Annotated in this window: 16 protein-coding genes and 1 tRNA gene; 10 read left to right on the forward strand and 7 right to left on the reverse strand. The window is 62.8% G+C overall.

Annotated features, from left to right (window positions below):
* Window positions 1-113: 113 nt before the first annotated feature.
* The 3 genes from CJU94_RS07710 to CJU94_RS07720 all read right to left on the reverse strand — a co-directional run bounded on the left by CJU94_RS07710 (window position 114) and on the right by CJU94_RS07720 (window position 2,761).
* Window positions 114-1,412, reverse strand: coding sequence for an HlyC/CorC family transporter (locus tag CJU94_RS07710; protein ID WP_095418184.1), 1,299 nt, complete (start codon window positions 1,410-1,412; stop codon window positions 114-116).
* 231 nt (window positions 1,413-1,643) lie between these two features.
* A tRNA-Pro gene (locus CJU94_RS07715) sits at window positions 1,644-1,720 on the reverse strand.
* 48 nt (window positions 1,721-1,768) lie between these two features.
* Complete coding sequence (locus CJU94_RS07720; RefSeq protein WP_011489900.1) at window positions 1,769-2,761, reverse strand: polyprenyl synthetase family protein; 993 nt, start codon at window positions 2,759-2,761, stop codon at window positions 1,769-1,771.
* Window positions 2,762-3,000: 239 nt separating this feature from the next.
* Between CJU94_RS07720 and rplU the strand changes: the two genes are divergently transcribed.
* The 4 genes from rplU to proB all read left to right on the forward strand — a co-directional run bounded on the left by rplU (window position 3,001) and on the right by proB (window position 6,148).
* Complete coding sequence (gene rplU / locus CJU94_RS07725) at window positions 3,001-3,312, forward strand: 50S ribosomal protein L21 (RefSeq protein ID WP_007180329.1); 312 nt, start codon at window positions 3,001-3,003, stop codon at window positions 3,310-3,312.
* A gap of 25 nt (window positions 3,313-3,337) precedes the next feature.
* Complete coding sequence (gene rpmA, locus CJU94_RS07730; RefSeq protein WP_095418185.1) at window positions 3,338-3,601, forward strand: 50S ribosomal protein L27; 264 nt, start codon at window positions 3,338-3,340, stop codon at window positions 3,599-3,601.
* A gap of 237 nt (window positions 3,602-3,838) precedes the next feature.
* Complete coding sequence (cgtA, locus tag CJU94_RS07735) at window positions 3,839-4,960, forward strand: Obg family GTPase CgtA (protein WP_095418186.1); 1,122 nt, start codon at window positions 3,839-3,841, stop codon at window positions 4,958-4,960.
* A gap of 69 nt (window positions 4,961-5,029) precedes the next feature.
* Window positions 5,030-6,148, forward strand: coding sequence for a glutamate 5-kinase (proB, locus tag CJU94_RS07740; RefSeq protein WP_095418187.1), 1,119 nt, complete (start codon window positions 5,030-5,032; stop codon window positions 6,146-6,148).
* Between the two features lie 132 nt (window positions 6,149-6,280).
* Here proB and CJU94_RS07745 read toward each other — a convergent pair whose 3' ends face one another.
* A complete protein-coding gene (locus CJU94_RS07745) occupies window positions 6,281-6,838 on the reverse strand; it encodes a CNP1-like family protein (protein ID WP_095418188.1) in 558 nt (185 codons plus the stop codon).
* Between the two features lie 77 nt (window positions 6,839-6,915).
* The gene (locus CJU94_RS07750) at window positions 6,916-7,656 is read right to left on the reverse strand and encodes an RNA pyrophosphohydrolase (RefSeq protein WP_095418189.1); all 741 of its coding nucleotides are present in this window, start codon (window positions 7,654-7,656) and stop codon (window positions 6,916-6,918) included.
* Window positions 7,657-7,959: 303 nt separating this feature from the next.
* Between CJU94_RS07750 and CJU94_RS07755 the strand changes: the two genes are divergently transcribed.
* Both CJU94_RS07755 and CJU94_RS07760 read left to right on the forward strand, forming a co-directional pair.
* Complete coding sequence (locus CJU94_RS07755) at window positions 7,960-9,696, forward strand: proline--tRNA ligase (protein WP_095418190.1); 1,737 nt, start codon at window positions 7,960-7,962, stop codon at window positions 9,694-9,696.
* Window positions 9,697-9,708: 12 nt separating this feature from the next.
* Complete coding sequence (locus CJU94_RS07760; protein ID WP_095418191.1) at window positions 9,709-10,308, forward strand: MarC family protein; 600 nt, start codon at window positions 9,709-9,711, stop codon at window positions 10,306-10,308.
* A 176-nt stretch (window positions 10,309-10,484) separates the two neighbouring features.
* On the opposite strand, the gene CJU94_RS07765 is transcribed toward CJU94_RS07760, so the two are convergent.
* Together CJU94_RS07765 and ffh are read right to left on the reverse strand one after the other, a co-directional pair.
* Complete coding sequence (locus CJU94_RS07765) at window positions 10,485-11,036, reverse strand: hypoxanthine-guanine phosphoribosyltransferase (RefSeq protein ID WP_007180337.1); 552 nt, start codon at window positions 11,034-11,036, stop codon at window positions 10,485-10,487.
* 142 nt (window positions 11,037-11,178) lie between these two features.
* Window positions 11,179-12,546: a signal recognition particle protein gene (gene ffh, locus CJU94_RS07770; RefSeq protein ID WP_095418192.1), complete on the reverse strand. Its 1,368-nt coding sequence runs from the start codon at window positions 12,544-12,546 to the stop codon at window positions 11,179-11,181.
* An 81-nt stretch (window positions 12,547-12,627) separates the two neighbouring features.
* Here ffh and CJU94_RS07775 point away from each other — a divergent pair, with 81 nt between their 5' ends.
* The 4 genes from CJU94_RS07775 to CJU94_RS07790 all read left to right on the forward strand — a co-directional run bounded on the left by CJU94_RS07775 (window position 12,628) and on the right by CJU94_RS07790 (window position 18,055).
* Entirely contained in the window at window positions 12,628-13,557 is a 930-nt protein-coding gene (locus CJU94_RS07775) for a cytochrome C assembly family protein (protein WP_095418193.1), read from the forward strand.
* 9 nt (window positions 13,558-13,566) lie between these two features.
* Window positions 13,567-13,893 (forward strand): PP0621 family protein, encoded by a 327-nt coding sequence (locus tag CJU94_RS07780; protein ID WP_095418194.1) that lies wholly within the window; start codon window positions 13,567-13,569, stop codon window positions 13,891-13,893.
* A complete protein-coding gene (gene ampD, locus CJU94_RS07785; RefSeq protein WP_095418195.1) occupies window positions 13,890-14,486 on the forward strand; it encodes a 1,6-anhydro-N-acetylmuramyl-L-alanine amidase AmpD in 597 nt (198 codons plus the stop codon). Before CJU94_RS07780 ends, ampD begins: the two co-directional genes overlap by 4 nt.
* A 563-nt stretch (window positions 14,487-15,049) precedes the next feature.
* Entirely contained in the window at window positions 15,050-18,055 is a 3,006-nt protein-coding gene (locus CJU94_RS07790) for a ribonucleoside-diphosphate reductase subunit alpha (protein ID WP_095418196.1), read from the forward strand.
* The last annotated feature ends 50 nt before the right edge of the window (window positions 18,056-18,105 follow it).

The following is an 18,105-nucleotide window of genomic DNA, read 5'->3' on the forward strand; positions in this document are numbered from 1 at the left end:
CCGCCTGTAGAACACAACCGCTTCATCTTCCGGTACGTCGCTGGGTGCCGCCATTCAGCCGTTCGGCTAATGGCGCGCCCCGCATGCATGTGCGATGCTGCGCCGTGTCGCGTTTAGCTGCGCAATACCTTGCCGGCTTTCGCGCGCGCCGGCGGTTTGAACAGCTTGACGGTGCGAATTGCCTGATCGTCGCTACGCATGACTTCGAGTTTGACTTCGCCGATCTGCACGCACACGTCGCCGTCGGGAATGTCTTCGAGAATTTCGAGGATCAGGCCATTGAGCGTTTTCGGCCCGTCGGTGGGCAGCGTGAGTTGCAGCCAGCGGTTCAACTCGCGCAGCGGCATGCTGCCCGCCACGATGCATTCGCCTTTCTCGTTCCAGCCGCCGCGCGAGTTGGCACTACGCGGAATCGACGTGGTGAATTCACCGATCAGTTCTTCGATAATGTCTTCCGGCGTGACGAGGCCTTGCAACTCGCCGTATTCGTTGACGACGAGCGCCGTGCGGTGACGGCTCTCCTGGAAGTATTGCAGTTGCTGGAACACGGGTGTGCCGCTCGGCACGAAGTACGGCTCGGCCAGCAGTTCGCGCAGCGTCTCGCGTTCGAGTTCCTGGTTGTGCAGCGCCGCCAGTGTCTTGCGCACGTGCAACACGCCGAGCACCCGGTCGATGTCGCCTTGGTAGACAATCAGCTTGTTGTGATAGCAGGTTTCCAACTGATGCAGGATCTGTTCGAACGGCGCGTCGAAATCGAGCGCCTCGATGCGGCGGCGCGGGATCATCACGTCGTCGACGGAAATGTTTTCGAGGTCGAACAGATTCAGCAGAATGCTGCGGTGCTTGGTCGGCATGAAGCTGCCGGACTCGAGCACGATGGTGCGCAGCTCTTCGGTCGAAAGACGCTGATCGCGCGCGCCTTTCGTATTGATGTGCAGCACGCGCAGGATGCCGTTCGCAAACAGATTGACGAACCAGATGAGCGGCCTGGCGACGCGCATCATCGGCGCGATCAGCAGGCTCGCAGGCAGTGCGATCTTTTCCGGGAACGTCGCGCCGACGATCTTCGGCGTGATCTCCGCGAACACGATAATGAGAAACGCGACGATACCGGTCGCGATCGACAGCACCACGTTGTTATGCCCGAATGTGTGCAGCGCGATCGAGGTGGTGAGCACCGGAATGACGGTGTTGAAGAGGTTGTTGCCGATCAGCACCACGCTTAGCAGTTGATCGGTGTGCGCCAGCAGGCCCTGAGTGGTCTTTGCACCAAGCGCGTTCTGGTTGGCAAGATGTTTCAGGCGGTGGCGGTTGATGGCCATCATCGCCGTTTCTGAACTCGAAAAGAAGCTCGAGCAGATGAGCAACAGAAAGACGGCGCCGATCTGCGCCCATAAGGGAAGTTGTTCCACGCGTCGTGAAGGAGTAGGGGAAAGGATGGAGAGAATATAGCAGAGGGGCTTGCGCGAGCCGTCGGGGCTGGCGGCTGAAGACAGGGCGGGCGGCGGCAACGGCAGCGGCTCGGGGCACGCGGGTGAAACGCAATGACGTGCGAAACGATGGAAGGATATCTGCAAGCCAAAAACAAAAAACCGCCGAGCAAGCTGGGCGGTTTTTTGAGCCTTGAACTAACAAGGCGAATCTGGTCGGGGTGAGAGGATTCGAACCTCCGGCCTCTACGTCCCGAACGTAGCGCTCTACCAGGCTAAGCTACACCCCGATTTGTACTGCGGACTCGATTCAGACTAAGCCGGCCTTTCAGTCCCGTTCAAGACTGTCTTGCCGTCGAGTAAGAACATAATTCTAGCAGGCTATCTTTGAAAATGGAATCGGGAAACGAAGAAATTGCTGCTGCGGCTGCCTGAGCTTCCTGTTTCGCGCATTCGAGCGTGTGATCCAGCGCGCCGGACCGAGTGATCGCCTCGAAAATGGTGTCGAAACGGTCCGTGCCGCCTTGCTCGATCGCTTCCCGTGCCAGCGCCGATTGCTCCGGCGTGCCGCGTTCGATCAGATAGATCAGCGGAAGTGTGGGTTTGCCCTCGCGAAGATCGTCGCCGGCGTTCTTGCCCATCGATTCGGCCGTGCCCGTGTAGTCGAGCCAGTCGTCCATGATCTGGAACGCGGTGCCGATGCGCCGGCCGAACTCCGCCGCTGCCGCTTCGGTTTTTGCGTCCGAGCCGGCCAGCACCGCGCCGAGTTGGGCTGCGGCTTCGAACAGCTTGGCGGTCTTGTAGCGAATCACCTGCATATAGCGGGCTTCGTCCACGTCGGCGTCGTGCATGTTGAGGAGTTGCAGCACTTCACCTTCGGAGATGATGTTGGTCGCCTCCGACAGAATCTCCATCACGCGCATCTTGCCCACGCCGACCATCATCTGGAACGAGCGCGAGTACAGGAAATCGCCTACCAGCACGCTCGCGGCATTGCCGAACAGCGCGTTGGCGGTCTGGCGGCCGCGCCGCAGGTCGGATTCGTCGACCACGTCGTCGTGCAGCAGCGTAGCCGTATGGATGAACTCGACGACCGCCGCCAATTCGTGCCGGTGCCCCGTGGTTTCGCCCAGCGCGCCGGCCACCAGCAACAGCAGCGCGGGCCGCAGCCGCTTGCCGCCGGCACTGATGATGTACTCGGAAATCTGGTTGATCAGCATCACGTCGGACGCAAGACGGTGCCGTATGACGCGATTGACCTGCTGCATGTCTTCGGCGATCGGAGCGAGCAGGCTGGCGGCGTTGGAGGAGGGGGTGGCAGTCGACGACATGATGGCTGAATTGGGTAGTGCCGCGAATTATAAGGCGAATCGCGACAGTTCCGGGTCGCTGGCTGCGGCGCGGCGCGCTCCGGGGCTGTGGCAGGGCCGCGCGCCGAGGCGTGCGGCAGGGCGCCGGGTGCTACGCGCGGCGGCGCTCAATGAGTTTTGACCGAGCAGCTAACTCTATGTATAATCACGGGTTTCCGCGCGCGGTGCGTGGGAAAAATGAACACAGAGTGAGGTTCTCAATGTACGCGGTCATAAAAACCGGTGGCAAGCAGTATAAAGTTGCCGTCGGCGAAAAACTTAAAGTAGAACAGATACCGGCAGACATTGACGCTGAAATCACGCTCGACCAGGTTCTCGCAGTGGGCGAAGGCGAATCGATTAAGTTCGGTACGCCGCTGGTCAGTGGGGCTTCCGTCAAGGCTACCGTCGTGTCGCAAGGTCGTCACGCAAAAGTGACCATCTTCAAGATGCGTCGCCGGAAGCACTACCAGAAGCATGGCGGCCACCGCCAGAACTATACCGAACTGCGCATCGACGCGATCAACGCGTAAGCGCACCGGTTAAGGAGCAAATCAAATGGCACACAAAAAGGCAGGCGGATCATCCCGCAACGGCCGCGACTCTGAATCGAAGCGTCTCGGCGTGAAGGTTTACGGCGGTCAGGCTATCAACGCCGGCGGCATCATCGTTCGTCAACGCGGCACGCGTATGCACCCGGGCGAAAACGTCGGTATGGGCAAGGATCACACCTTGTTCGCGCTGACGGACGGCCACGTCAATTTCTCGACGAAGGGCGCAGCGAAGAAGCACACGGTCAACGTCGTCCCGGCAGCAGTCTGAGCTTACTCAGGCACGGGCTTCAGGACCGGAAAAAAGGCCCCGCGAAGTTAGCGGGGCTTTTTTTATTCCGGCGGTTTTTCGCCGGATGAACTGGGCGTGAATCCATGCGCTCATACCGCATGCCTATGCCGTTCGGTCGATTGATCAGCTCACGGCGGGCGCGGCAAAATAGCATTATTCAGTAGCAACCCAATCTAGCAGCACTATCTGGCAGCACACCACGGGACGGAGTTACGCATGAAGTTCATTGACGAAGCGAGGATTGAAGTCATCGCCGGCGACGGAGGGGATGGCAGCGCGTCGATGCGCCGCGAGAAATTCGTTCCGTTCGGCGGCCCGGATGGCGGCGACGGCGGCCGGGGCGGCAGCGTGATCGCGGTTGCGGACCGCAACATCAATACGCTGATCGACTACCGCTACGCGAAGAAACACCTCGCGCGCAACGGCGAGAACGGTCGCGGCGCGGACTGCTACGGCAAGGGCGGCGACGACATCACGCTGCGCATGCCGGTCGGCACCACCATCACCGACATGGAAACCGGCGAACTGATCGCTGATCTGACCGAGCACAACCAGAGCGTGCAGATCGCTCAGGGCGGCGCGGGCGGTCTCGGCAACCTGCATTTCAAGTCCAGCACGAACCGCGCGCCGCGTCAGAAGACCGACGGCAAGCCGGGCGAGCGCCGCATGGTGCGCCTCGAATTGAAGGTGCTGGCGGACGTCGGTCTGCTCGGCATGCCGAACGCCGGCAAGTCGACGTTTATTTCTTCGGTGTCGAACGCAAGGCCGAAGATCGCCGATTACCCGTTCACCACGCTCGCGCCGAACCTCGGCGTGGTGCGTGTCGGGCCGAGCCGGAGCTTCGTGATCGCGGACATTCCCGGCTTGATCGAAGGCGCCGCGGAAGGCGCGGGCCTCGGTCACCAGTTCCTTCGCCACCTGCAACGCACGGGCTTGCTGCTGCACATCGTCGACCTTGCGCCGTTCGACGAATCGGTCGATCCGGTCGCGGAAGCCAAGGCGATCGTCAACGAATTGCGCAAGTACGACGAGCTGCTGTATGAAAAGCCGCGCTGGCTGGTATTGAACAAGCTGGATATGGTGCCGGAAGACGAGCGCGAAGCGCGTGTCTCGGCCTTTCTCGAGGGCTTCGGCTGGGACGGCCCGGTGTTCGAAATCTCGGCGCTGACCGGCCAGGGCTGTGAAAACCTTTGCTACGCGGTGTTCGACCACATCGCCGCGCATTCGGACGCACAGCGCGCGGCCGAAGCCGAAGATCTCGCCGCCGACGTGCGTTTTCGCGCGAAGCCCGAAGACCCGGTCGCAGCGGACGACTCCACCGCCGACCCGCAGCAATAAGAAAGCTCGAGCGCCGGCGCCCGAGGGGGGCCGGTCTGGATCACGCGTCATCTTGGGAGACTGCGCACAATGCGTTCCGTCATCGCAGATTCACGGCGATTGGTAGTGAAAGTCGGTTCGAGCCTCGTCACGAATGACGGGCGCGGCCTCGATCATGCTGCAATCGGCCGTTGGGCCGCGCAGATTGCCGCCCTGCGCGCGCAAGGCAAGGAAGTGGTGCTCGTCAGTTCGGGGGCCATTGCCGAAGGAATGCAACGGCTCGGTTGGACCAAGCGGCCACGCGAGATCGACGAACTGCAAGCGGCGGCGGCCGTCGGCCAAATGGGGCTCGCGCAGGTTTATGAAAGCCGTTTTGCCGAGCACTCCATTCAAACTGCGCAGATTCTGCTGACCCACGCCGATCTGGCCGACCGCGAACGCTATCTGAACGCGCGCTCCACGCTGCTCACGTTGCTGCGCCTGGGCGTGGTGCCGATCATCAACGAGAACGACACGGTCGTCACCGACGAAATCAAATTCGGCGACAACGACACGTTAGGCGCGCTCGTCGCGAATCTGATCGAGGGCGACGCACTAGTTATCCTCACCGATCAGCAGGGGCTCTTCACCGCCGACCCGCGCAAGGATCCGTCCGCCACGCTGGTCCAGCAGGCCGATGCCGGCGCGCCGGAGCTCGAAGCCATGGCGGGTGGCGCGGGTTCGAGCCTCGGGCGCGGCGGTATGCTGACCAAGATCCTCGCCGCCAAGCGCGCGGCCCACAGCGGCGCCAACACGGTGATCGCGAGCGGGAGAGAGGCGGACGTGCTGTCGCGGCTGGCTTCGGGAGAGGCGATCGGCACGCAGTTGATCGCGCGCACGGCACGAATGGCCGCGCGCAAGCAATGGATGGCCGATCATCTGCAGGTGCGTGGCCATGTGGTGATCGACGACGGCGCAGTCGAAAAGCTCACCGACGGCGGCAAGAGCCTGCTGCCCATCGGTATCGTCGGCGTTCAGGGCGCGTTTGCGCGCGGCGAAGTGATTGCCTGCCTCAATGCCGCGGGGCGTGAAGTGGCGCGCGGCCTGACGAACTACAGCAGCGCCGAAACCAAGCTGATCCAGCGGCGTCCGAGTGGCGAAATCGAATCGGTGCTCGGCTATATGCTGGAACCTGAGTTGATTCACCGCGACAATCTGGTGCTGGTCTGAGTCACTGACCGGCGCGGGCGCGCGCACACGAACACGGCAAACAAAAAAGCCGTTCCAGCAGGAAGCTGGAACGGCTTTTTCTTGTCTACTACCCAAACGCGCCCGGACTCGAGGCGCGCCCGGCAAAGTATCTCAGTGGATCAACGAACTTGCCGTGCGCTTGTACCGGATGTTCTCCAGAATCGATTTCGCGTTACCCATCGGCATCTTGTTCGCGCACAGATAATCCTGATACAGCGCCGCCTGATAGGCGTTCAGCGCGCCATTCTCGATGCGCGTGAAATCGTTCGCAACCGTCGTGTCCCAGCCGTCGTGATCTGAATTCAGGCTCGCGTATTGGCGCCACTCATACGTGTCGCAGCGAATCCCTTCATAGATCACGTTACGAGCGCCGCTCGGGCTTGCCACGACGACGGTAAAACGAACCACGCCGTCTGTACCGACGGTGAGCGAATTCCGATCGACCGCGAACTGCAGCGGCGTATTGCCGGAGACTTCGAAAGGCAGCAGATTGGCGTCTTGCGGAAGAGGCGGCAGGGTGTCCACTTTGTTTTCCACCCAATTGCCCTGCCGATCCAGCAAATAGGTAAACGCGCTGTCGTCTTTATTGGTAGGTTTGCCGGCGCTCGAACAGCCAGCCAGCAGGGCGCCCGTGGCGACGCACGCCACGACGAGAGCAAGTGCTTTCAATATGATTTCCTCGAAACACTGGCGCGGCTCGACGAGCCGCGCCAGGGAGTGGCGGCGTGGACAGCCGCACAGAGTTGTTAATTGCGCACGCCCGAGCGGAACAACGAGCCGGCCGTTTCGCGCGCCGATTCGTCTTCCGGCTCCGGCGCGGCGCCTACTTCGGCCGTTGACCCGGAGCCCGGACCGCAATCGGACGCGAACGTTGCGTGAACCGATGTTTCGATGCTGACGGTGGTCACAGAAGTCACCGTCATCACCGTGGAATCCGGCGGACTCTCCATGGACGACGCTATCCGGGGATAGCGCGGCCCATGGTGCCCGCCAGGTTTTTCCGCACGCGGCGCAGCCCGGCGCATGAAACGGGATAGCTCCGTCAGCGCCAACTGATACACATCCCGCTTGAACTCGATCACACAGTCGAGCGGCACCCAGTACTCGTTCCAGCGCCATGCATCGAACTCAGGGTGGTCGGTGGCGCGCAAGCAGATGTCGCAGTCGCGTCCAACCATCCGGAGCAAAAACCAGATTTGTTTCTGGCCGCGGTAATGACCGCGTACTTCGCGCTTGATGAACTTGTCAGGCACCTCGTAACGCAACCAGTCGCGCGTGCGACCGATCACCTTGACGTGCTCAGGAAGCAGCCCGGTTTCTTCGTGTAACTCCCGATACATCGCTTGCACGGGGGTCTCTCCGTACTTGATGCCCCCTTGCGGAAACTGCCAGGAATGTTCACGGAGCCGTTTGCCCCAAAACACCTCGTTGTGCGCGTTCAAGAGGATGATGCCGACGTTCGGGCGAAAGCCTTCACGATCCAGCATACAACCACCTTCGAATCCTTTAAAATTGCTTTGATTATAAACAGATAACGGACCCGACGCACCGATTCGCACCAGATTGGAACGATTCGCCGCAAAAGGCCCGCGTTTGCGGTAGCCTGTCAGTCTTTCCGTGCCTTATCCCTTGTGCAAAGGCTTTGCGCGGCGGCTTCGGCGCTGCGGGCGAGCGGCGCCGTGCACGGTGTCGAGCTGACCGCGCTGGCCCGGACCGGATCTGTGTCGATATTCCCACCGTTTTCACCTTTCGGGCGGTCCCTCCGGAGCCGCCGCTTTTGGAAAATCTGAATGAAAGCTTCCCGTTTCTTTATCGGTACCCTGAAAGAAGCTCCCGCCGACGCAGAGATCGTCAGCCACAAGCTCATGGTGCGCGCCGGCATGATCCGGCGCGTCGCCGGCGGTATCTATAACTACCTGCCGGTCGGCCTGCGCTCGATCCGCAAGGTGGAAGCCATCGTTCGCGAAGAAATGAACCGCGCAGGCGCGATCGAGTTGTTGATGCCGGCGGTGCAGCCGGCCGAGTTGTGGCAGGAATCGGGCCGCTGGGAAAAATACGGCCCCGAGTTGCTGCGCTTCAAGGATCGCAAGCAGTCCGATTTCGTGATCGGACCGACCCACGAGGAAGTGGTCACGGACATTGCGCGCAATCAGATCAAGAGCTACCGCCAGTTGCCGGTGAACTTCTACCAGATCCAGACCAAGTTCCGCGACGAGATCCGTCCGCGTTTCGGCGTGATGCGCGGCCGTGAGTTCATCATGAAAGACGCGTACTCGTTCGACAAGGACATGGATGGCCTGCGCGAGTCGTATCGCAAGATGTACGACGCGTACGTGCGCATCTTCACGCGCCTCGGTCTGGACTTCCGCGCGGTGGCGGCGGACAACGGTTCGATCGGCGGCAGCGGCTCGCACGAATTTCACGTGATCGCCGAGACCGGCGAAGACGCGATCGCCTACTGCCCGACCTCCGACTTCGCGGCGAACGTCGAAGCGGCCGAAGCGCTGCCGCTCTACGCGGAACGCGCGGTGCCCGCCGAAGAGATGAAGAAGACCGCCACGCCGGGCAAGGCGAAGTGCGAAGCGGTGGCCGAGCTCCTGAACATTCCGCTCGAGCGCACCATCAAGTCGATCATTCTCGCGACCGAAAACGAAGGCGCCGAGCCGACCATCTGGCTGCTGATGCTGCGCGGCGACCACGATCTGAACGAGATCAAGGCGAGCAAGCTGCCGGGGCTGGCCGACTTCCGCATGGCGACCGAGGCTGAAATCATCGAAACCTTCGGTACGCCGCCGGGTTACCTCGGTCCGATCGGCACGAAGAAGCCGGTCAAGGTCGTCGCGGATCGCACGGTCGCGAACATGAGCGACTTCGTGGTCGGCTCGAACGAGGTGGATTACCACACCACCGGCGTGAACTGGGGCCGCGATCTGCCGGAACCGGTCGTCGCCGACATTCGCAACGTGAAGAAAGGTGATCCGTCGCCGGACGGCAAGGGCGTGATCGACATCTGCCGCGGTATCGAAGTGGGCCACGTGTTCCAGCTCGGCACCAAGTATTCGGAAGCGATGAACGCGACCTGCCTCGACGAAACGGGCAAGCCGCGGCCGATGGAAATGGGCTGCTACGGTATCGGCGTCACGCGTATTCTGGGCGCCGCGATCGAACAGAATTTCGACGACAAGGGCATCATCTGGCCGGAATCGATCGCGCCGTTCGAAGTCGTACTGTGCCCGATGGGCTATGACCGCAGCGAAGCCGTGCGCGAGGCGGCCGACACGCTGTACGCAACGTTGGTCGAAGCGGGCATCGACGTGATTCTCGACGACCGCGGCGAGCGCCCCGGCGTGATGTTCGCCGACTGGGAACTGATCGGCGTGCCGCATCGTCTCGTGATCGGCGACCGTGGCCTCAAGGACGGCAAGCTCGAATACCAGGGCCGCCGCGACGCCGAGGCGACGCTGCTGCCGATCGAAGACGCCGCGCAAACGGTGATCGGGAAGGTTCGCGCAGCGTTGGCGCGCTAAGCGGAGCGGACGGTGGAGTACACCTTCCTGTCCGCGACCATCCTGCTGATTCTGATCACCGACCCGCTCGGCAACATTCCGCTCTTCATCAGCTGTCTGCGCGGCGTGTCGCCGAAACGGCGCACGGTCGTCATTCTCCGTGAGGTGGCGATCGCTTTCGCGATTCTGCTGATCTTCATGGTGGTCGGCGACGGCTTTCTGCGCGCGATGAGCCTGACCGACCAGTCGTTGCGCATCGGCGGTGGAATCGTGTTGTTCCTCATCGCGCTCCGAATGGTGTTTCCGCACCCGGACGGTCCGTTCGGCGGCGACACGCGCGGCGGCGAACCGCTGATCGTGCCGCTCGCCATTCCGGCGCTCGCGGGGCCGTCAGCGCTGGCCACCGTGATGCTGCTGACGTCGCAGGCGCCCGGCAAGATGTTCGAGTGGATCGGCGCGCTGACCGTGACGATGATCGTCTGCGCGATCGTGCTCATGCTGGCCGAGCGCATTCAGGCGTGGCTCGGCGAGCGCGCCATGATGGCCTTCGAACGCTTGATGGGGCTCGTGCTGGTGGCGATTTCGGTGGAGATGATGCTCGGCGGTATCCGGTCGTTCGTGCATCAACTTTGAAAGGCGCTCGCTGTCGCGCCGGATAATCCGAGTCTCGCAACGCTTAGCGCAACGCAATACGGACAGCGCAGCAAAGCCCCGCGATCTCCCATGAAAAAAGCGGCCCCATGAGGGCCGCTTTTTCGTCTCATCGACACGCCGCGATACACCAGGCGGCGGCGAGAAAATCAGGTAACTTACGCGCCCTCGGTCAGCGCGCGAATCGTGGGCAGGTTACGCCAGTAACCCTTCGCATCCATGCCGCAGCCGAACACATAACGGTCAGGCACTTCGAACCCGCAATAATCCGGGCGCAGCGGCTTGGCCTTCGGAATGATCTTTTCGCACAGCACCGCGCTCAGGAAGCGTTTCGCGCCCATCGCGAGAATGCGGTCGCGGATCGCGGCCATCGTCTCGCCTTCGTCGAGGATATCGTCGAGCACCAGCACGACGCGATCCTTCACCGACTCCGCCGGCGCCACGCGCCATTGCATCTCATTGCCGCCCTTGGTGGTGTTGCGGTAGCGGGTGAGATGGATGTAGTCGAACTCGAGCGGGAAATCGAGGTGCGGCAACAGCATGCCGGTGAAGACCGCCGCGCCGCCCATGACCGACAGCACGAGCGGGAAGTCCTCGCTCATCTCGTCGCGGATGGCGGCCGCCATGCCGCTGATCGACGCGTTGACGTCGTCGGCCGAAACGATTTCTTCGGAGTGGCTAAAAATGTGGAGAGCTTCTTCGCGGTTCATGACGTCTGACAGGCGGTAACTGTATACATAGTGTGGGTGGGATCGGCGGCGCGCGATACAGAACAAACCCGCACGAATCCGGAGTCAGCCGCGCGTTCCCTGGACCATGCGCGGAACGCGCGCGCCGCCGTCTTGCTAAAGCTTAGCGCATGCCGGGCAACATGCCCTTCATGCCGCGCATCATCTTTTGCAGATTGCCGCCCTTGAGCTTTTTCATCATGGTGCGCATCTGATCGTACTGATTCAGCATGCGGTTGACTTCCTGCACCTGCACGCCCGCGCCCGCGGCAATGCGGCGCTTGCGCGTGGCCTTGATCAGGTCGGGCTTCGCGCGTTCCAGCGGCGTCATGGAATTGATGATGCCTTCCATGCGGCGCATCTGCTTCTCGGCCTGACCCATGTCGGCGCCGGCGGCGGCCTGCTGGAATTGCGCGGGCAGTTTGTCCATCAGCGACGACAGGCCGCCCATGCCCTTCATTTGCGTCAGTTGCGCACGGAAATCGTTCAGATCGAAGTCACCGCCTTTCTTGACTTTGTCGGCGAGCTTCTGCGCAGCTTGGACGTCCACGCCGCGTTGTGCTTCTTCGACGAGGGCGAGAATATCGCCCATGCCGAGAATCCGGTTCGCCATGCGATCCGGGTAGAAGACTTCGAGCCCGTCGAGCTTTTCCGCGACGCCGACGAACTTGATCGGCTTGCCCGTGACGTGGCGCACGGAGAGCGCCGCGCCACCGCGCGAGTCGCCGTCGAGCTTGGTGAGGACCACGCCGGTGAGCGGCAGCGCGTCGCTAAAGGCCTTGGCGGTGTTCACCGCGTCCTGTCCGAGCATCGCGTCGACGACGAACAGCGTTTCCGCCGGCTTCAGCTCGGTGTGCAGCGCGGCGATTTCCTTCATCATCGCTTCGTCGATACCGAGACGGCCGGCCGTGTCGACCAGCAGCACGTCGTGATAGTGGCGCTTGGCCCAGTCCACGGCGGCGCGCGCGATGTCGACCGGCTTCTGATCCGGCTCGGACGGGAAGAAATCCGCGCCGACCTGTTCGGTCACGGTCTTCAGCTGCGCGATAGCGGCGGGGCGGTAAACGTCGCACGACACGGTCAGTACTTTTTTCTTGTACTTCTCGCGCAGCAGCTTGGCGAGCTTACCGACGGTGGTCGTCTTGCCGGCACCTTGCAGGCCCGCCATCAGGATGACGGCCGGCGGCGTGACGGCGAGGTTCAGCTCGACCGCCTTGCCTTCGTAGTCGCCGCCGATGATCGCGGTCAGCTCGCGCTGCACCACGCCGACCAGCGCCTGGCCCGGCGACAGGCTGCTGATGACTTCCTCGCCGAGCGCCTTTTCCTTCACCTTGGCGATGAACTCGCGCACGACGGGCAGCGCCACGTCGGCCTCGAGCAGCGCGAGACGCACCTCGCGCAGCATTTCCTGGGTGTTCGCCTCGGTGAGCCGGGCTTCGCCGCGCAGCGTCTTGACGACGCGCGCCATCCGTTGAGTCAGATTGTCGAGCATGGGGAGCGATGAACAGTGCGGCCCGGGCAGCGCGCGAAGCAGAAGACGTCGCGGAGTAGGGGCCTAGTGTAAACTTCGAATATGGATATTGTACTGTATGCCCTCACTGCGCTCCTCTATGGCGGTTTAGCCGTGGCCGGCTGGCGCTCGCACCGGCAAGCCGCCGTGCGCCCCGTGCTCGAAAGCGTGCCGCCGGTGCCCGCTGCCGCGGCGCGCCTGTCTACGCCGTCGGCCGCGTCGGGCATGAGCGGCTCGGGTCGCGCGCTGCTGTTCGTGGCACTGCTGGCCCACGGTGTGCTGCTCCATACCACCATCTTTCCGCAAAACGCGATGGTGTTCGGTTTCGCGTTCGCGCTGTCGGCCATGTTCTGGCTGGGCGCGGGCATCTACTGGATCGAGAGCTTTTTTTTTCCGCTCGACGGCCTGCGCCTGCTGGTATTGCCGCTCGCCTGCGTTGCCTCGTTGTTGCCGCTCGCGTTCAACGGTGTGCGCGTGCTGCCGTATTCCGCCGCGCCGATGTTCAAGCTGCACTTTCTGATCGCCAACATCGCGTACGGTCTGTTCGCGATCGCGGCGCTGCACGCCGTTCTGATGCTGCTGGTCGAGCGGCGTCTGCACGCCATGCGCGGCGGCGTCGCGCAGCGGCATACGGCCGCGGCGGGCAACGGCTGGCTGTCGAGCTGGCTCGATACGCTGCCGCCGCTCCTCACGCTGGAAAAGTTGCTGTTCCGTCTGATCGGCGCGGGTTTCGTCCTGCTGACGTTGACGCTGGTGTCGGGCATCCTGTTCAGCGAGCAACTGGTCGACCGTGCGCTGCAGCTCGATCACAAGACCGTGTTCGCGATTCTTTCCTGGGTGATGTTCGGCGCGCTGCTGACCGCGCGCAAGGTTTCCGGCTGGCGCGGCCGTGCGGCATTGCGCTGGGTGCTGGCGTCGTTCGTCGCGCTGTTGCTGGCGTACGTCGGCAGCCGTTTTGTTTTCGAGGTGCTGTTGCACCGTGCTGTAGTGTGAGCGTGTCCCATGCGACAAATATTTCTGCTGATCCTGTTGTTCATCGTCGGCCAGTGGCTGGTGAAGGCGCTGCGTCGTCATGACGCGCAGGCGTCCCAACGCAGCGGCACTGGCGCAAACGGCGCCGCCGGAGCGAAAGGCCCGAATGGTCCGAACGGCGGCGCGCGCGCGTCCGCTCCCGCGCCGGCGCAGCTCGCCGAGCCGATGATCCGTTGCGTCGAATGCGGCGTGCACGCGCCCAGGAGCGATTCCGTCGTGGTGGCGGGGCAGCCGTTCTGCAGCGCCGCGCACGCGCAGCGTCACGGCGCGCGGCCCACGGGCCGCGACGCTCGATGAGCGTCGAGTTCACCGTCGATACCGACGGTTGGGTCGCCGCCGCACGCAAACTGCCATCGCCGAATTTCGAAGCGCGGCCCGCAGGGGCCGAGCCGACGCTGATCGTCGTCCACAACATCAGCCTGCCGCCCAACGAGTTCGGCGGCACCGCGATCGCCGAACTGTTCCTCAACACGCTCGACTGCGACGCTCACCCGTACTACGACTCGCACCTGCGTGGCGTGCGCGTGTCCGCGCATTTCGTGATTCATCGCGACGGGGCGCTCGAGCAATTCGTGTCGTGCAACGAGCGCGCGTGGCACGCCGGGCCGTCGAATTTTTTCGGCCGCGAGCGTTGCAATGATTTCTCGATCGGCATCGAACTGGAGGGCAGCGACACCACGCCTTTCGAAGCGGCGCAATACCGCACGCTCGGCGCTCTCGTGAGCGCGCTCAAGGCGCGCTATCCGGTTACGGCGCTCGCCGGTCACTCGGACATCGCCCCCGGTCGCAAGACCGATCCAGGGCCGCATTTCGAGTGGCAGCGCCTGCGGCGCGACACCTCGCTCGCCGCTCGGTATTTCCCCTATCTCAAGTTTTCCAAAACCCCGTAACGGCCCCCTCGCGACCCTTCTCGCGACTTCGCGCGATGCGCGGAGAACAAGGCGCGGCCTTGTTCTCCGGGGAGTCGGCTAGGCGCCGTGTTCGCGTTGCGCTAGCCAAAAGTCAAGACTTCGAAAGCAAATAAATCGATTTGACCTGTCTCGAAAGTCCACTATACTTGGTGCCACAAATTCAGTTTTCCACTATATCTTGTGTTGTGCTGTGCATAACCATGTGAATAACTGAGTGCATAACCGAGTGTATAAGTCAGCGGCGCCCCGCTCCCGAGCATGGCGCCGCAAGCATTCCGGGCAGCGAAAAAATTCCTGTGGCGCAGCCGGAGAGACCACCGGCGGCATCCAGAAAAACATTCAGGAAAAGGGCTCAGCCAGTGATCGCGACACACACGACGAAGACCGTTACGAATTCGAATCAGGCTTCATCGTTGTCGCATCCCGCCACCCGGCTTAGCCGGCCTTTTTCCTGCACCCCATCGCTTGCGCACGCGGCGGCGCAGCGTTCGTTTTAATCCGCGGATCTTCCCGCAACATTTCCAGGACCAGGAGCTTTGCACATGCAAACCACCGACAACGTGACGACCCGGTACGAGGGCTCACCGACTGGCCAGGCCTTCGGCCAGGCACAAGGCGCACAAGCGCTCGCGCCGCAAGCGACCTTCGCCGACTACAAGGTGATCCGTCGTAATGGCAGCGTCGTGTCGTTCGAACCGTCGAAAATCGCCATCGCCGTGACGAAGGCATTTCTGGCCGTGAACGGTGGTCAAGGCGCCGCCTCCGCGCGTGTGCGCGAACTGGTCGAGCAGCTCACGCAGAACGTGGTGCGCGCACTCGTGCGCAGCCGCCCGAACGGCGGCACGTTCCATATCGAAGACATTCAGGATCAGGTCGAGCTCGCGCTGATGCGCGGCGGCGAGCACAACGTCGCGCGTGCGTACGTGCTGTATCGCGAGAAGCGCAGCCAGGCGCGCGGTCATGACGAGCAGGTTGCCGCCAGCTCGCCGGGCCTGAACGTCACCGACAACGGCGTGACGCGTCCGTTGGATCTGGCCGCGCTGCGCGGCATCATCGAACTGGCTTGCTCGAATCTGGGCGACGCGGTGAGCGCCGATCCGATCATCGCGGAAACGGTCAAGAATCTGTACGACGGCGTGCCGATGAGCCAGGTCTACGACTCGGCGATCCTGGCTGCCCGCACGATGATCGAAAAGGACCCGGCGTACAGCCAGGTCACCGCCCGCATCCTGCTGCACACGATCCGCCGCGAGATCCTCGAAGAGGAAGTCACGCAGACGGAAATGGGCGAGCGCTACGCCGAGTATTTCCCGCAGTTCATCAAGCGCGGCGTGCAAGCCGAGCTGCTCGACGACAAGCTGCTGCAGTTCGACCTGAAGCGTCTCGGCGCCGCGCTCGACAACAACCGCGACCTGCAGTTCGGCTACCTCGGTCTGCAAACGCTGTACGACCGTTACTTCCTGCATCACGACGGCGTGCGCATCGAAATGCCGCAGGCATTCTTTATGCGTGTCGCGATGGGTCTGTCGCTGAACGAGATCGACCGTGAAGCGCGCGCGATCGAGTTTTACAACGTGCTGTCGAGCTTCGACTTCATGTCGTCCACGCCCACTTTGTTCAACTCGGGCACCCGCCGCTCGCAACTGTCGTCGTGCTACCTGACGACGGTCGACGACGACCTCGACGGCATCTACGAAGCGCTGAAGGAAAACGCGCTGCTCTCGAAGTTCGCCGGCGGCCTGGGCAACGACTGGACGCGCGTGCGTGCGCTCGGTTCGCACATCAAGGGCACCAATGGCAAGTCGCAAGGCGTCGTGCCGTTCCTGAAGGTCGTCAACGACACAGCGGTCGCCGTGAACCAGGGCGGCAAGCGCAAGGGCGCGGTGTGCGCGTACCTGGAAACGTGGCACCTGGACATCGAGGAATTCCTCGAGCTGCGCAAGAACACCGGCGACGACCGCCGCCGTACGCACGACATGAACACGGCGAACTGGATTCCCGACCTGTTCATGAAGCGCGTGATGGAAGGCGGCGACTGGACGCTGTTCTCGCCGTCCACCTGCCCGGACCTGCACGACAAGTTCGGCGCTGAGTTCGAAACGGCTTACACGGCTTACGAAGACAAGGTCGCGCGCGGCGAGATCAAGCTGTTCAAGAAGATCCCGGCGGCGCAACTGTGGCGCAAGATGCTGGGCATGCTGTTCGAAACCGGCCACCCGTGGATCACGTTCAAGGATCCGTGCAATGTGCGCTCGCCGCAACAGCACGTCGGCGTCGTCCACTCGTCGAACCTGTGCACGGAAATCACGCTGAACACGAGCGACGCTGAAATCGCCGTCTGCAACCTGGGCTCGGTGAACCTCGTCGCGCACCTGAAGGAACAGGCCGACGGCACGCTCGTGCTCGACCACGACAAGTTGAAGCGCACCGTCAGCGTGGCGATGCGCATGCTCGACAACGTGATCGACATCAACTACTACGCGGTCGCCAAGGCACGTAACTCGAACCTCAAGCACCGTCCGGTCGGCATGGGCATCATGGGCTTCCAGGACTGCCTGCACCTGCTGCGCACGCCGTACGCGTCGGAAGAAGCGGTCAAGTTCGCCGATACGTCGATGGAAGCGGTCTGCTACTACGCCTACTACGCGTCGACGGAGCTGGCGCAGGAGCGCGGCCGTTACTCCAGCTACCGCGGCTCGCTGTGGGATCGCGGCATCCTCCCGCAAGACTCGGTGAAGCTGCTCGCCGAAGCGCGCGGCGGGTACGTGGAAGTCGATTCGAGCGAGTCGATGGACTGGACCGAACTGCGTTCGCGCATCGCCCAGTACGGCATGCGCAATTCGAACTGCGTCGCGATCGCGCCGACGGCGACGATCTCGAACATCATCGGCGTGTCGGCCTGTATCGAACCGACCTTCCAGAACCTCTATGTGAAGTCGAATCTGTCGGGCGAATTCACGGTGGTCAACGACTACCTGGTGCGCGACCTGAAGGCGCGCGGCCTGTGGGACGAAGTGATGGTCGCCGATCTGAAGTACTTCGACGGCACGCTCTCGCGCATCGACCGCATCCCGGCCGACCTGCGCGCGATCTACGCCACCGCGTTCGAAGTCGATCCGAAGTGGCTGGTCGAAGCGGCCTCGCGTCGTCAGAAGTGGATCGACCAGGCGCAGTCGCTGAACATTTACATGGGCGGCGCGTCGGGTAAGAAGCTCGACGAGATCTACAAGCTCGCCTGGGTGCGCGGTTTGAAGACCACGTACTACCTCCGCACGATGGCGGCGACCCACGTCGAGAAGTCGACCGTGGCGCACGGCGCGCTGAACGCGGTGAGCTCGGGTGGCGGCGAAGGTTCGGGCGGTGCCGCGGGTGGCGCAGCGGGTGGTTTCGGTGCGAACAACGGCGCGGCTGGTGGTGCCGCGGGTGGCTTTCAGGCTGCAGCGGCCGCGCCAGCAGTCGCGGTTGAAGCAGCGCCGGAAGCGGATGGTCCGGTGTGCATGATGCGTCCGGGCGACCCTGGCTTCGACGAATGCGAGGCCTGCCAGTAAGAAGTCGCAAACAGCAGGATCGCTGCTTGCTGACGAGTCATAGGTAATGA

The sequence above is a fragment of the Paraburkholderia aromaticivorans genome (assembly GCF_002278075.1).
GTDB classification, from domain to species: domain Bacteria; phylum Pseudomonadota; class Gammaproteobacteria; order Burkholderiales; family Burkholderiaceae; genus Paraburkholderia; species Paraburkholderia aromaticivorans.

Coding starts and splice junctions, on each gene's coding strand:
- CJU94_RS07790 (WP_095418196.1), top strand. CDS start 15,050: ATGCAAACCACCGACAACGTGACGACCCGGTACGAGGGCTCACCGACT.
- CJU94_RS07755 (WP_095418190.1), top strand. CDS start 7,960: ATGAAAGCTTCCCGTTTCTTTATCGGTACCCTGAAAGAAGCTCCCGCC.
- proB (WP_095418187.1), top strand. CDS start 5,030: ATGCGTTCCGTCATCGCAGATTCACGGCGATTGGTAGTGAAAGTCGGT.
- cgtA (WP_095418186.1), top strand. CDS start 3,839: ATGAAGTTCATTGACGAAGCGAGGATTGAAGTCATCGCCGGCGACGGA.
- CJU94_RS07765 (WP_007180337.1), bottom strand. CDS start 11,036: ATGAACCGCGAAGAAGCTCTCCACATTTTTAGCCACTCCGAAGAAATC.
- CJU94_RS07750 (WP_095418189.1), bottom strand. CDS start 7,656: ATGCTGGATCGTGAAGGCTTTCGCCCGAACGTCGGCATCATCCTCTTG.
- ampD (WP_095418195.1), top strand. CDS start 13,890: ATGAGCGTCGAGTTCACCGTCGATACCGACGGTTGGGTCGCCGCCGCA.
- ffh (WP_095418192.1), bottom strand. CDS start 12,546: ATGCTCGACAATCTGACTCAACGGATGGCGCGCGTCGTCAAGACGCTG.
- rpmA (WP_095418185.1), top strand. CDS start 3,338: ATGGCACACAAAAAGGCAGGCGGATCATCCCGCAACGGCCGCGACTCT.
- CJU94_RS07720 (WP_011489900.1), bottom strand. CDS start 2,761: ATGTCGTCGACTGCCACCCCCTCCTCCAACGCCGCCAGCCTGCTCGCT.
- CJU94_RS07780 (WP_095418194.1), top strand. CDS start 13,567: ATGCGACAAATATTTCTGCTGATCCTGTTGTTCATCGTCGGCCAGTGG.
- CJU94_RS07775 (WP_095418193.1), top strand. CDS start 12,628: ATGGATATTGTACTGTATGCCCTCACTGCGCTCCTCTATGGCGGTTTA.
- rplU (WP_007180329.1), top strand. CDS start 3,001: ATGTACGCGGTCATAAAAACCGGTGGCAAGCAGTATAAAGTTGCCGTC.